12 protein-coding genes and 2 tRNA genes are annotated in these 13,837 nt (G+C 68.3%); 8 read left to right on the plus strand and 6 right to left on the minus strand.

The genetic code is table 11. From position 1 onward, the window contains the following. The first annotated feature begins 37 nt into the window (after positions 1-37). The gene (locus WC969_05165) at positions 38-916 is read left to right on the plus strand and encodes a PorV/PorQ family protein (GenBank protein ID MFA6029225.1); all 879 of its coding nucleotides are present in this window, start codon (positions 38-40) and stop codon (positions 914-916) included. 85 nt (positions 917-1,001) lie between these two features. Here WC969_05165 and WC969_05170 read toward each other — a convergent pair whose 3' ends face one another. The 4 genes from WC969_05170 to WC969_05185 all read right to left on the minus strand — a co-directional run bounded on the left by WC969_05170 (position 1,002) and on the right by WC969_05185 (position 3,365). Next, positions 1,002-2,021, minus strand: a complete 1,020-nt coding sequence (locus WC969_05170; GenBank protein ID MFA6029226.1) for a tyrosine-type recombinase/integrase — start codon at positions 2,019-2,021, stop codon at positions 1,002-1,004. Positions 2,022-2,231: 210 nt separating this feature from the next. After that, positions 2,232-3,089: a DUF3800 domain-containing protein gene (locus WC969_05175; GenBank protein MFA6029227.1), complete on the minus strand. Its 858-nt coding sequence runs from the start codon at positions 3,087-3,089 to the stop codon at positions 2,232-2,234. A gap of 112 nt (positions 3,090-3,201) precedes the next feature. Continuing rightward, positions 3,202-3,276: transfer RNA gene (locus WC969_05180), tRNA-Glu, on the minus strand. 17 nt (positions 3,277-3,293) lie between these two features. Then, positions 3,294-3,365 (minus strand) — tRNA-Lys (locus tag WC969_05185). Between the two features lie 138 nt (positions 3,366-3,503). Here WC969_05185 and WC969_05190 point away from each other — a divergent pair. Next, complete coding sequence (locus WC969_05190) at positions 3,504-3,890, plus strand: YHS domain-containing protein (GenBank protein ID MFA6029228.1); 387 nt, start codon at positions 3,504-3,506, stop codon at positions 3,888-3,890. Between the two features lie 70 nt (positions 3,891-3,960). Here the strand turns inward: WC969_05190 and WC969_05195 are convergent, their stop codons facing one another. Further along, positions 3,961-4,473, minus strand: coding sequence for a hypothetical protein (locus WC969_05195; GenBank protein ID MFA6029229.1), 513 nt, complete (start codon positions 4,471-4,473; stop codon positions 3,961-3,963). Positions 4,474-4,713: 240 nt separating this feature from the next. On the opposite strand from WC969_05195, the gene WC969_05200 reads away from it, so the two are divergent. After that, on the plus strand, positions 4,714-7,347 hold the full coding sequence (locus tag WC969_05200; protein MFA6029230.1) for a protein kinase: 2,634 nt from the start codon (positions 4,714-4,716) through the stop codon (positions 7,345-7,347). Positions 7,348-7,403: 56 nt separating this feature from the next. Here the strand turns inward: WC969_05200 and WC969_05205 are convergent, their stop codons facing one another. Next, entirely contained in the window at positions 7,404-8,588 is a 1,185-nt protein-coding gene (locus WC969_05205; protein ID MFA6029231.1) for a ChaN family lipoprotein, read from the minus strand. A gap of 86 nt (positions 8,589-8,674) precedes the next feature. Between WC969_05205 and murB the strand changes: the two genes are divergently transcribed. The 5 genes from murB to WC969_05230 are packed head-to-tail and all read left to right on the plus strand — an operon-like array spanning position 8,675 to position 13,826. Next, positions 8,675-9,601, plus strand: a complete 927-nt coding sequence (murB, locus tag WC969_05210) for a UDP-N-acetylmuramate dehydrogenase (protein MFA6029232.1) — start codon at positions 8,675-8,677, stop codon at positions 9,599-9,601. After that, the gene (locus WC969_05215) at positions 9,570-10,364 is read left to right on the plus strand and encodes a cell division protein FtsQ/DivIB (GenBank protein MFA6029233.1); all 795 of its coding nucleotides are present in this window, start codon (positions 9,570-9,572) and stop codon (positions 10,362-10,364) included. Before murB ends, WC969_05215 begins: the two co-directional genes overlap by 32 nt. Before the next feature lie 17 nt (positions 10,365-10,381). Continuing rightward, positions 10,382-11,635, plus strand: coding sequence for a cell division protein FtsA (gene ftsA, locus WC969_05220; protein MFA6029234.1), 1,254 nt, complete (start codon positions 10,382-10,384; stop codon positions 11,633-11,635). A 5-nt stretch (positions 11,636-11,640) separates the two neighbouring features. Then, entirely contained in the window at positions 11,641-12,735 is a 1,095-nt protein-coding gene (gene ftsZ / locus WC969_05225) for a cell division protein FtsZ (GenBank protein MFA6029235.1), read from the plus strand. Positions 12,736-12,746: 11 nt separating this feature from the next. Next, a complete protein-coding gene (locus WC969_05230; GenBank protein MFA6029236.1) occupies positions 12,747-13,826 on the plus strand; it encodes a type IV pilus twitching motility protein PilT in 1,080 nt (359 codons plus the stop codon). Positions 13,827-13,837: the final 11 nt, after the last annotated feature.

Genomic DNA, 13,837 nt, shown 5'->3' on the forward strand with positions numbered 1-13,837 from the left:
CTTCCCGCTCGCAGCTCTTATCTTGACTCTCCCGGGATTGAGCGCCTTCTGCGCGCTCAATTCAGGGGCCGCGTTCCTCAAGATCGGCACCGGGGCCCGCCCTGAGGCCATGGGCGGCGCCTATACGGCCCTGGCCGACGACGTCAACGCGCTCTACTACAACCCGGGCGGGCTCTCGGGACTGGGCAAGCGCGAGGTCGGGTTCACCCATACGCAGTGGCTCATGGACACCACCTTCGATTTCTTCGGCTTCGCCCAGCCGCTCAAGAACGGGACGCTGGGCGTGAGCGCGGCGCGCCTGGGCAGCGGGAACTTCGAGGGCCGCGACGAGAACCGTCAGGTGACGAACGGATTCACGGCTTCGGACACCGCACTCACCCTCGGCTTCGGCCGGATGTTCAAGGGCTTCACCAGCCACGGCGACACGGGCTTCGGCATGAACGTGAAGTACCTCGAGAGCGCCATCGGCTCGGACAAGGCCTCGACCTTCGCGGCCGACTTCGGGGCGGTGCATCGTTTCGACGCCATGCCGCTCTCGCTGGGCGTCTCGGTCTTGAACGTGGGACAGGGGATGAAGTTCCTCGAGCAGCGCGATCCGCTGCCGCTGTCCATCGCGGTGGGCGGGGCGTACCGGCTCGCGGGGGCGCTCAACATCGCGCTGGATGTGCGCCAGGAGCCCAACGACGGGGGCGTGGACGTCGGGGTGGGGACGGAGTACTCGCTCGTGCAGGGCTTCGCCCTGCGGGCCGGCTACGCGAGCCAGGCGGCGCATGCCGCCACGGGAGGGGGCTCTCCGCTCGGCGGGATCGGCGGCGGCTTCGGCCTTAAGATCCGCAACTACCGCGCCGACTACACCTTCACGCCCTTCGGAGAGCTCGGCAACGTGCAGCGTTTGTCCGTCGGCGCCCGCTTCTGACCTGAAAAATTCGGCACCAGTCCTCCTGCGACAAGGGGCTTGGATTTTCCGTTCCAACCTGGAATTCCCAACTGGGGATTCCAGGTTAATAGCGTAGCTTGTCCATCGCGGACCGCAGGAAGTCGGGCGCGAGGTGGGCGTATATCTCGGTGGTCTTGATGGTGGAGTGGCCGAGCAGCTTCTGGACGGTGTAGATGTCGGTGCCGTTCATGACGAGGTGGCTGGCGAAGGTGTGACGCAACGTGTGGACGGAGGCGTTCTCGATCCCGCAGCGACGGAAGAGCAGGCGAAAGTCCCTTGAGAGTACGTTGCCGTCCAATTGCCGACCGCCGACGTTGGTGAAGAGGGGGGAGTCCTCCCGTCGCGGCAGGGCGTCGAGTACCTCGCGCAGACGGGACGTCATGGGGATGTGCCGGGTCTCGTAGTCCTTGGGGTTCCAACCGTCCTTGGACTGGATGGCGACGACCTTGTTCTTGAAGTCGATGTCGGCCCAGGTCAGGTGGATGAGTTCGTCGCGCCGGAGCCCGGTGTGCAGGAAGGTCTCCAGGATGGGGCGCAGGCGCTCATCTGCGGCCTTGATGGCGGTGCGCGCCTCTTCCGTGCTCAGGTAGCGGACTTGCCGTCGGGGCTCGCGGAACTTCTGGACGGACTTGGCGGGGTCCTGAGGGAGGGCTCCCCAGGCCACGGCCTTGTTAAGCATGGCCTTGATGGTGTTGAGCTCCCGGTTGATGGTCGAGACCTTGTTGCCTTGCTCGCGGCGATGGGCCTTGTAGGCCTCCAGGCGGGCCGCGGTGACGGCGCTGAGCCGGTCCACCTGCAGGAACTCGGTGAAGAGCTTCAGGATGCGGATATCGCGGGCGTAGGACTGCGGGGCCTTGTTGCCTTTAGAGTAGGCGAGATACTCGCGGAGGAAGTCGTCTAAGGCGCGGTCCTTGGCGGTGAAGCCGAGTTCCTTGCGCTCGAGCTTGACCTGGACGTCGGCCAACGCGAGTTCGGCAAGGCGTTTTGATTTGCCCACGCGCTTGCGAACGCGCCGGCCGTCGACCGCGTAGTCGAGGTACCAATACCGTCCTTTCTTTCCGTCACGCTCGTAGATCCGGGCCATGCGTTCTTTCTCTTGACGCTGCGGCTTCTCCGCGACTAAGATATAGACGGCCCGACGGAGTCGAATTCCGAGGCGTCTGCCTCGGCCGCCAACCTACAAGGGGTGGCTAGACTGAAGTTGGGTCGCCTTTTTCTCCCTTGATTCCGCGGGGTCGAGATGCTAAAATTTAGTTGGAGGCTTTGTGGCGAAAGCCACATTGCCTTTCTTTTTTTATCCCTTCTCCGACGCCGGCCGCAAATCCCGAATAACCGTAAGCCCTGAAACCTTCTGAGGCTTTGCCTTCGTATAGGCCAGAGCCGCGGCGACCTTGGCGAATTCTTCCAGTTCTGGACGCGCCGGGGTCGTCGCGCCAGGAGTCTTGTAATATCCCCAACTCAGAAGATACGCCATGATGTCCGCGATTTGGATGCCCGAACTCAAATCGCTGTGGACGAAGAACGGTTCGGGAATCACGAGTTCGGAGCGCTCGATCCCCCTGCGCGTGTTCTTGAAGTAGAAGTCCATCTGCCCGATCAGGATGTGGCTGCGGGATTTTTCAAGCTCATCGAATACGATGATGCCGGCGGGATGGACGGCGCGTTTGTCGTCCAGGAAGTAGAAGAATCTCTCGAAGAGATAAGAGTAGTCTTTGCGCAAGAAGTCGGCGATTGCGGAGCGCGGGGCTTGCTTCGGGATGATGCTGGCGAAGAGAGTGCAACGATGCTCTGTGCAAAGGCGCAGCAGCCGACGCGTGAATTCAAGCTTGCATTGGGCGAGGGCGGCGTATTCCCGGGGCACGGCGCCGGAGCCTCTCTCGAGCACTTCTTTGGCGAGATCGCGTCGTTCGGCCTCGGAGGCGAATGTTGCGAGCGCCGCATGGCGGAAGACTTTTCTCTTCAGGAGCTTGGAGGCCTTGAGTTCCCGCGCGCCCGCGGAGTAGCGCATTCCGAAGCAATCGAGCTCGGCATGGTGTATTTTGCGGATGAAGGGCCAGAGGGTGTTGTCTCGGATCGCGACGCCGGCCAGGACCTCGCAGGGGGATTCCTGCTGGTCTTGCCCGGACTCATCAACGAAAAGGAAGTATGCCATGAGAGCGAGTTGGCAAGAAATTATGGCACAAATATGGCACAGAGTCAACGGGACAAAAACAAGACGGAGGCCGCATCCTGCCGGCCTCCGTCGGTAATAACGCCTTTTGAAGTGGTGCCCTCACGGGGAATCGAACCCCGGTTTTGGCCTTGAAAGGGCCACGTCCTAACCGTTAGACGATGAGGGCGAAAGTCCGCTGTCCGTTGGGCCCGGTGGGATTCGAACCCACGGCCACACGCTTAAAAGGCGCGTGCTCTACCCCTGAGCTACGGGCCCAACGGCGTTCGATTATATAATAACCGGGGGGGAGATTTCGGACTCCCTCCGGCGGCCGGGTTCCCGTCGTCCGTTCCCGTCCTATTGAAACGAGATTCCAATATGCTAGGATGGGGAGGTCCCGACAAGGAGGAAGTCATGAGAAAATCGATGCTCGCCGCGCTCGTCTTCGGGCTGCTGCCGTTCGCCGCGCTCGCGCAGGCGCCGCAGGCCGCGCCGGCCCCGCAGGCCAAGGACGCTCCGAAGGCCGCGAAGAAGGCGGAGAAGAAGGCCGCCAAGACGCCCAAGGCGGAGAAGAAGGACAAGGCGTCGACCGCGAAGGCCGTGAAGGACGACGGCGCCGTGACCGACTATACCCCTCTTCCCGAGGAGTACGGCCGGAAGTTCTTCTGCCCCGTGATGGGAGAGGAGTCGACGGTGAACCCGAAGACCCTCGCGCTCAGGTACAAAGGCAAGACCTACTACTTCTGCTGCGCGGGCTGCCCCAAGAAGTTCAAGCAGAACCCCGAGAAGTACGCGAAGTAGGCGTTCCGTCGCGAAAAAGAAAGAGCCTCCCCGCCGAGCGGGGAGGCTCTCTTTATTGTGCGCGTGCGGTTCAGGATCCCCGCATCTCGATCAACAGCCGCGCGGTTTTCGCCAGCTCTGCGGCCCGCACGAGCATCCGGTCGATAATCGGGTCCAGCGAGGCGGTCGTCGGGTCCCTGTCCACGAGGGCCTTGGTCTCCTTCTCCGACTCGCACATGAGGACATCGACTATCACGTCCCAGTGCTCGGCGGCGAGAGGGCCCTTCGCATCCTTGTCGAGCTTTGCGAGGCCGCCGATGAGACGGTCGAGCTGAGCATTGGTGATTTGGGCGGCGGGCACCTGGATGGCCAGGATCGTGAAGGGGTCCAGGATCATCTCGACATGCGCCCGGCGCAGGTTGCTCCCTTTGACGACGATGTCGTTGCCGGGGCCGGTGATCGAGGTCTTCACGAAGGCGCCCTGCGGCGCGGCCATTCCGCGGGTCTCTTTCTGGATGGAGCGGAACGGGACGTAGACGAGCTGCGCGCCGGCGGTCTGCGCGAAGAGGAGCCCGAGGACGAGAACGGAAAGGAGCTTCTTCATGTGGAACCTGACCTCCAAGGGATTACCAAGCATGGCAACTCGTTCATTCTACTCAGGCGCGGCCCGGGAGATATGGGCACTTCGGGCAACGAAGCGGAGTTTTATGGACCGCGGGAGGCCTGGGCCGTGTGGCCCCCGCATGCTGGGCCCTCGGCCCCCGCGGGAAGCCGCGGACGGCCGCTCCGGCGTCCCTTGACAGCTTCGCGGACCGGGTCTACACTCAATCCGCGAGGTTCCGACATGAAGACCCCCCTGCTCGCCGTTTTCCTCACGTTGCCGTGTCTGCTCTCATCGCCGTTGTCGGCCGCGGAACTCCCCGGCGACGCCAGTTCCACGGAGCCCGGAGGCACCCCCCTCCAGGAGGCGAAGAGCAGCGTCAAGGTCGGCGGCGGTTTGAACGTCAAGCAGGGAGGGGTCCCCGACAACAAGGTGACTCCGACTTCCGACGGGAAGGAGTTGCTCGACGAGAACGGCGTCGTCGTCAAAGAGGAGGGAACGGTCGCCGGGGCCGTCACGGCGGGGGGGGCGTCGCAGGCGGGCGGCTCAGAGAACATCCTGCAGGGCCTCCTCGGGTTCTATAAGCACCGGAGGGACCTCGACACCCGCGGCGACGGCCACCACGACAGCAGCGTTCTCGGGACGCTCTACACTCAAGCGTTCGGGACGATCCCGACGGAGATGAAGCATGAGCTTCTTCGTTTGCCGCGAAATGAACGCATGCAGATCATCCTCGATTGGCAGAAGAACGGCGGCGACACCGCCTATCTCGAGTCGCTCCTCCGAGGCCGCTCCTCCGGGCAGCAGACGGCGTCCGGCGTCGTGGGGCAGTCGATCTCCCAGGCCTACAACAACGCGAAGGCGCAGGTCGTCGCGACGCCGACGAAAGCCGCGGCGACCCCCGTCTTCCCGAGCGCGGAGTTCATCGCCGCGGGAGACTATGCGTCGATCCGGCCGACGGACGTCGCGGGCCAGCGTTATCTCGCGGTCTCCGCGTACAAGGACGGCGAGTATAAGACGGCGCGCGACGCCGCCGCCATCGCCATGAAGGACGGCCCGGCGAAGGCGGACCTCCTGACCGCCTACGCCGGTTCGAGCTTCCACCTCGGCGACTACGGGGAGGCCCGCCGCGCGGCGGCCGAGGCGCTGCGCATCGACCCGCAGAGCCAGGAGGCGACCGCCGTGCTCAAGCTCGCGGAGACCCGCGCGCCTCAGGCCAAGCCGCTGCCGGGCAAAGAGGGGATCTTCGGGGCGGAGCGCGAGCTGGAAGGCGCGCAGGACGGAGCCGCCGCGAGGGGGGACTCCCCGGGCGGAGGCGCGCTCCCCGCCGCGCAGGGTGAGCGGGTCCTGCCCGGGCGCAGCGCCGAGGAGATCTCGCGCGTCGAGAACGAGCGGCTCCTTCCCGATTCGCATCAGCGCTCCGTCGAACTCGCGCGCGAAGCGGCGACGAAGATGCAGGTCAAGGATTTCGCGGGGGCGAAGGAGGCCGCGACGAAGGCGCTCGCGGCCGAGCCGGCCAACGCGCAGGCGCTCGTCTACCGCTCGATGGCGAACAACCGGCTCGGCGACTACTCCGCCGCGCGCGCGGACGCCACCGAGGCGCTGCGCGTCGCGCCGATGGCGGCGCCCTCGCTGCTCGCCCGCGCCTTCGCCGAGAACCGGCTCAAGGACTATCCCCCGGCGCTCGAGGATTCGAACGCCGCGCTCGCCCGCGAGCCGCGCAACTCCTTCGGCTACCTCATGCGCGCGTACGCGCAGGCCGGGCTCGGGAGAGAGACGGAGATGCGAGCCTCCCTCGAGAGCGCCGCCGCCTTCAATCCCGCGTTCCGCCCCATCTTCGAGCGCGCGCTGCAGGTCCCGGAGGGGAGCGACGCGATGTTCCTCTTCGAGGGGGAGACCCTTCCCGGGCTCTCGGCGACGGACTCCGCCGCGCGCCGGCGCCTGCCCTGGTGGCCCTTCGCGGCCGGGCTGGGCCTCGCCGCGGCGGCCTGGGGCTTCCTGCGCCGCCGGATCGCCGGCGCGACGACGGTGCGCCGCATCGCGGAGAGCGCCCCCGCCGCGCCGGCGTCCTCCGGAAGCATCCCCACGGGCTACGCCGTGCTCCGCTCGCTCGGCGCCGGCGGCATGGGAGAGGTCTACGAGGCGAAGGACCTCGCGCTCGACCGCCGCGTCGCGGTCAAGCGCATGCGCGAGGAGCTCCGCCGCGACCCGCGCGAGCGCGCGCGCTTCCTCGAGGAGGCGCGGCTGGTGGCGAAGCTGCGCCATCCCGGCATCGTGGAGGTCTACCACATCCTCGAGGACGCCTCCGACGTGTACCTGGTCTTCGAGTACGTCGAGGGCCGCACCCTCGGGCAGGTCCTCGCGGAGCGCCGCCGCCTTCCTTTCAGGGAGGCGAAGGCGCTGCTCTGCGAGGTCTGCGCCGCCGTCGAGCACGCGCACGCGCACGGCGTCGTCCACCGCGACTTGAAGCCCGCCAACATCATGCTCAACGCGGAGGGCCGCGCGAAGGTCATGGACTTCGGCATCGCGCGCCACGCGCAGGAGGCGTTGACGCGCATGGCGCACACGGGGACGGTGGCGGGCACGCCGCCCTACATGGCGCCGGAGCAGGAGCTCGGGCAGGTCGGCCGCGAGTCGGACGTGTTCGCGCTCGGGGTCCTGCTCTACGAGACACTCACCGGCGAGCAGCCCTTCGCCGGCTCACCGGCCGGGATGCTCATGGCCAAGCGCGAAGGCCGCTTCCAGCGAGCGAGCGAGCGAGCTCCGGAGCTGCCCTCGGGCGTCGATGAACTGCTCGTCCGGGCGCTCGCACCCGAGCCGGAGGCGCGGCTGCGCTCGGCGGCCGCGCTCTCCGCGGAACTCCAGAAGCTCGGCTAGGATCAAAGAAAATCCCCCCCGGGAGGGCATTCCCTCCCGGGGGGGATTTTCTTTGATTACTTACTGAGGAGCCAGAAGCGGTCGGCGAGCTCGAGCTCCTTCGAGTCGGGCGAGCGCAGGCGCGCGAGCGCCTCTTCGACGCTCAAGGATTCTCCGTCCTGGGGGTAAGGAAGGACGACGCGCATGCCGTCCTCCGCTCGCGTCGCACTGGCGGCGCTCAGGCCCGTCGCGGGTGCGACGCGCATGCCGTCCTCCGCTCGCGTCGCACTGGCGGCGCTCAGGCCCGTCGCGGGTGCGACGCGCATGCCGTCGGCTTCGGGGCCGGCGCCCGTGCGGGCCCGGACGCTCTCGAGGATGCCCGCGCGATAGACCGCATGGCCGGCGCCGACGATGACGAGCATGGGCCCGTCGGAAAGGGAGGCGAGCGCCCGCTCGCCCATCGTGTTGTTCCAGACCTGCATCGCCTCGAGCATGCGCTCCATGCGTCCGGTGGGCATCCCCAGCGCGCGAAAGCGCTTGAGCAGGAGCGACTTGGAGCCGTGCCCGCCGAGCGATTCCTTTACGTAGGCGAGGTAGCGGGGGTCGACGATGGGGAAGATGTCGGCGGGGATCGCGGCGCGCTGCTCGGGCGTCAGCGAGGAGAGGCCGCCCTTGGCGACCTGCTTGACGATCTCCGGCGGCGCGTTGAGCGCGCGCACGCGGATGCCGCCGCGGCGGGCGTAGTCGAGCACGGGACGGTACAGCGCGAAGTCGAAGCCCCAGTTCTTCTTCCAGAACGCGGCGAAGTCGGCCTCGCTCATCGCGCCGGAGAGGTACGCGTCGAGGTCGGGCTGCTTCGTGTAGTCGAGCATCTCGAGGCCGAGCTGGACGCCCGGGCGTCGGGCGTGCATGAGCTTCAGGACCTCGGCCTGCACGAGATGGTGGAGGGGCTCGTCGTGCTTCTCCCCGACGATGACGAGCCGCGCGTCCGCGAGGGCCGCGCCGAGCGCTTCGGCGCCGACCGCCGCGCCGGAGGGGGCTTCCACGACGACGGCGTCGGGCGGGAGGGCGGGCGCGGCTTTCATCCCCGGCGTCGGCCGCGCGTGGCGCAGCATGGCTTTCAGGAGGGGGCCTCTTCCTGCGCCGCAGGGGCCCGACAGCACCCCGCGGCACTGGCCGAGAGGAGAACTGCCGCGGCCTGCTTCGAGGGCGGAGACCGGCAGGGAGAGGGCGAGGAGCCCGACGGCGAGAGCGGTCTTCATGGCCCGATTCTAGCTCCTTTCGCCGGCGAAAGGGAAGCGTCTGCCGGACGTTTGACAGCCCGGGGCGGGGGGTCTATAATGGAGCCGTGCCCGCCGACTGGAAGGACGAACTCTCGCGCCTCCTGCCCGGTGTCCGCTTCGACGAACCCCTCAGTTCCCACACCACCTTCCGCATCGGCGGCCCCGCCGACGCGCTCGTCGAGCCCCGCGACCGCGGGGAACTCGTCGGGCTCCATCGCTTCGCGCGCGAGCGGGGCCTCGGCGTCTTCGCCCTCGGCTGGGGCTCGAACCTGCTCGTACGCGACGGCGGCATCCGGGGGATCGTGCTGCGCCTGAGCGGCGAGTTCGAGCGCATCGACTTCCCGGGAGCGGGTGCGGTGGAGGCGGGCGCCGCCGCGCGTCTGCCGACGCTCGTGATGCGCTGCGCCGAGCGCGCGCTCTCGGGGCTGGAGCCGCTCGTCGGGGTGCCCGGGACGTTCGGAGGCGCACTCGTCATGAACGCGGGCACGCGCGAGGCCGAGATCGGCTCGTTCGTGCGCGAGGTCGAGGTCCTGGACCTGGAGCGCCTGGAGCCGGTCCGCCTGCCGGCCGCGCAGCTGCGCTTCTCCTACCGTTCGAGCAGTCTTGCCGGGCGCCTCGTCCTCGGCGGGCGCCTCGAATTGCCGCCCGGGGACAAAGATGTTATAATCGGGCGCGTACGGGAGAATCAGTCCCGACGGAAGCGGACTCAGCCCATACACACTTTCAACGTGGGATCGACCTTCAAGAACCCCCCCGGGCGTTTCGCAGCGCAGCTGATCGAAGAGTCAGGGCTCAAGGGCCGGAGCGTGGGCGGCGCGCGCGTCTCCCCGCTGCACGCGAATTTCATCGAGAACGAACGCGGCGCCACCGCCGCCGACGTCCTCGCTTTAGTCGAGGTCGTCCGCGGGGCCGTGCGCGAGCGCTTCGGGGTGGAGCTGGAACTCGAGATGAAGGTGGTCGGTGAAGCGGCACCGGGTCCGGCTCAGGCCTAGGGCTCGCGAGCAGCGACGCTCCGCCCTGGGCGGAGCCGCCGCCGTTCTGGGAATCGTCGTCGGTCTGGTCTTTCTCGTCAACGCGCGGCCGTGGACCCGCATGAAGGTGCCGGTCCCCTCCGCGCCCTCGGCCCCGCGCTGGCTCGGGGTGGAGAACGTCGAGCTCGTCGGAGCGCCGCCGGCGCTCGAGCCGGCCCTGCGCGAGGCGCTGGGGTGGAAGCCGGGGATGCGCTGGGGCCCGCTCGAGCCCTACCGCGCGGCGCGGCGCGTACGGGAGGCGTTCCCGTGCCTGAGCGGCGTGCGCGTCCGGCGCTCCTGGAGCGGCCGCGCGGCGCGCTTCGAGGCCGCGCTCCGGGAGCCCGCGGCGGCGATCGTCCGCGGCGGCAAGCGGGAGGCCTACCTCGGACGCGACGGAACGGTCTTCGCGGCGCCCGAAGGGGTCTACGCCGAGCCCCTCCCCGTGGTGGGCTGGGGAGAGCGCCCCGCGGCGGCGGAGCTGGGCGAGCTCGCGCGGCTGCTCGCGGCGGCGGCCCTTCCCGGCGCGCTGCCGGCGGGGCTCAAGGGCCTGCGTCGCGGCGAAGACGGGTGGACGATCTCGTCGGCGGACGGGGCGGAGCTCCTCTGGGGCCCGCTGGAGTGGACGGACGAGAAGATTTCGCGCCTGAAGGAGGTCTACGACGATGCGCTCCCGCGTTTCGGGGCGCTGCAGTCGGCGGACCTGAGGCATTTCGGAGACGGGAAGATCATGGTGACGCCGCGCTGACGCAAGGACATGATGACATGGCTAAGACCGACCTGATCGCGGGACTCGACATCGGAAGCGGCAAGGTGACCTGCGTGCTCGGCACGCTCGAGCCCGACGGCAGCGGCTTGCGCATCCTCAGCGGAGCCAGCATCCCCTGCCGCGGGGTGAAGGGCGGCGTCGTCATCAACATCAAGGAGACCGCCCACGCCATCCGCCAGGCCGTCGAGAAGGCCGAGGCCGAGTCCGCCGGCAGCGTCGTCCAGGGCGTCTATCTCGGCGTGCGCGGCAAGCATCTGGAGTCCTACAACAACCGCGGGGCCTACAACATCGCCCGCACCGACAAGGAGATCACCGCCGAGGACGTCCGCGCGGTCATCGAGAACGCCAAGGCCATCCCCATCTCCAACGACCGCGAGATCCTCCACGTCATCCCGCAGGGCTTCGCCCTCGACCGCCAGCGCGGCGTGCCGGACCCCGTCGGGATGGAGGGCTCGCTGCTCGAGGTCGAGGTGCACATCGTCACCGCGCTCAGCAGCCACCTCAACAACCTCACGAAGGCGGTCGCCGAGGCCGGCTTCGACGTGCTCGAGCCCATCTACAGCGCGCTCGCTCTCGGCGAGCTCGTGGTGACGCCCGAGGAGCGCGAGCTCGGCGCCCTGCTCGTCGACCTCGGCGGGCACTCGGTCACGCTCGCGATCTACGGCGAGGGGGCCATCCGCTTCTCCAAGGAGCTCCCCATCGGCACCGAGGCCATCACCGGCGACCTCGCCCACGCCCTGCGCACCAATTTCCAGGTCGCCGAGCGCATGAAGCTCGAGCACGGCGTCGCCCACCCCCGCCTCGCCGCGGAGGGGGACGCCGAGGTCGACTACCTCGGCGTCGACGGGCGCACCCCGCGCAAGACCAGCGGGAAGACGATGCTGAGCATCGTCGTCCCGCGCATCGAGGAGACCTTCAGCCTCATCGCCCAGGAGGTCCGCAACTCGCCCTTCGCCGACGTCGCGATGGGCAGCGGCGCGATCCTCTCCGGCGGCGGGGCGATGCTGCGCGGCATGCCCGAGGCCGGCGAGCAGATCCTCGAGATGTCCGTCCGGCTCGGCCTCGTGCCGCCCGGCGTCGTCTCTGCGCCGCAGAAGTTCTTCGACGACGCGACGTTCACGACGGCGATGGGGCTCGTGCGCTACCCGGTGACGACGATGCGCGAGACGGTCCGCCGGGAGCAGGGCGCGCGCAAGACGGACCCCCGCTGGCTGCGCAAGGCGAGGGGGATGTTCCAGGAGATATTCTGACGCGCATCAAGTACGCCGAGGAGCTCAAGCCGCTGCGGGCCGTGATCAAGGTGATCGGCCTGGGCGGAGCGGGCGGGAACGCCGTCAACCGCATGGCCGCCGCCGGCCTGCAGGACGTCGAGCTCATCGCCGCCAACACCGACGCGCAGCACCTGCGCGACAGCAAGGCCGCGGTCCGCCTCCAGATCGGCGAGAACCTCACCGAGGGGCTCGGGGTCGGCGGAGACCCCTCCAAGGGCCGCCTCGCCGCGCTCGAGTCGCGCGACCACCTCATCGAGGTCCTGACCGGCTCCCACCTCGTCTTCGTGACCGCGGGCATGGGCGGCGGCACAGGCACCGGCGTGGCCCCCATCGCCGCCCAGGTCGCGCGCGAGCTCAACGCCCTCACCGTCGGCGTCGTCACGCGCCCCTTCCGCTTCGAGGGGCAGCAGCGCGCGAGCTACGCCGAGGCCGGCATCAAGGAGCTGCGCACCTGCGTGGACACCCTTCTCGTCATCCCCAACGACCGCGTCTTCGAGGTCAGCGACCAGGCGACGCCCTCTCACGAGGCCTACCGCATGGTCGACGACGTGCTCCGTCAGGCGGTGCAGGCCATCTCGGACGTGATCACCCGCCCCGGCCACATCAACATGGACCTCAACGACCTCAAGGCCGTCATGGTCAACGCCGGCGACGCCGTCATGGGCGTGGGCGAGTCTCTCGGCGCCAACCGCGCGGTCGAGGCGGCCCGCAACGCCATCGAGTCGCGCCTCCTCGAGAACGCCTCCATCGAGGGCGCGAGCGGGCTCATGGTGAACATCGTCGGCAACCGCAGCGTCACCATGGACGAGGTCCGCCAGGCCATGGATTTCATCACGCGCACGGCACAGCCCGACGCCCGCATCAAGTTCGGGCAGGTCTACGACGAAGGGCTCGACGACCGTCTGCGCATCACGGTCATCGCGACCGGCTTCCCGACGCACCGCCGCCTCGGGGGACGCCTGCCCCAGCGCGCGGGGGGGAGGCCGCTTCCCCGCGAGGCCGCCGGCCCCGCCCCGGCCGGGCTCGACGAATGGTCGAAGCCGGCCTATCTCCGAATGCAGCCGAAGAAGCTCCGCTGAGAGGCAACGACATGGACCTGCAGGCGATGCTCCAGACGATGATCAACCAGAACGCGAGCGACCTCCACATCCGCGCGGGGGGGCCCACCTATCTGCGCATCCACGGCGAGCTCGCGCCGGTCTCCCCGGACATCGTCCCCGTCGCGGAGGTCGAGGCGATGCTCCAGCGCATCGCCACGCCCCGCGCGAAGAGGATCTTCGAGGCGCGTCAGGAATGCGACTTCTCCTTCCAGGTCGGCGAGGTCGCGCGCTTCCGCGTCAACGCCTTCAAGCAGCGCGGCATGCTCTGCATGGCCATCCGCTTCATCAGCATGCGCATCCCGACGGCCGAGGAGCTCCACCTCCCCGTCGCCACGGTCAAGAAGATCGCCGAGAACAGCCGCGGGATGGTCCTCGTCACCGGCGTCACGGGCTCGGGCAAGTCCTCCTCGCTCGCCGCGATGATCGACTACATCAACACGACGCGGCCCGAGCACATCGTCACCATCGAGGACCCCATCGAGTTCGTGCACAAGGACAAGAAGTCCATCATCAGCCAGCGCGAGATCGGCGAGGATACCGAGAACTACGTCGAGGCCCTCAAGATGGCGATGCGCCAGGACCCGGACGTCATCCTCATGGGCGAGATGCGCGACGCCGAGAGCGTCTCCGCCGCGATGACCGCCGCCCAGACCGGCCACCTGGTCTTCGGCACCCTGCACACCCTCGACTCCATCCAGACCGTCAACCGCATCATCGACCTCTATCCCCCGCACCAGCAGGCCCTCGTGCGCATCCAGCTCGCCGACACGCTGAAGGCCGTCATCAGCCAGCGCCTGCTGCCCTGCCTCAAGGGCGGCCGCGTCCCGGCGATGGAGATCATGGTCTGCACGGCCCACGTGCGCAAGCTCATCGAGGACAACAACTCCCCGGGCATCTCCCAGGCGCTCGCGAAAGGCGCGTTCTACGGGATGCAGACGTTCAATCAATCTCTCGTCAAGCTGTACAAGGAGGGCCTGGTCAGCGAGAAGGACGCCCTGGAAGCGGCGACCAACCCCGACGACCTGAAGCTCGCCATGCGCGGCATCGAGCAGGAGATCAAGGCGGGCTGAGCGGCCCGGCA

Source organism: Elusimicrobiota bacterium (genome assembly GCA_041660925.1).
Taxonomy (GTDB): domain Bacteria; phylum Elusimicrobiota; class Elusimicrobia; order UBA1565; family UBA1565; genus JBAZUV01.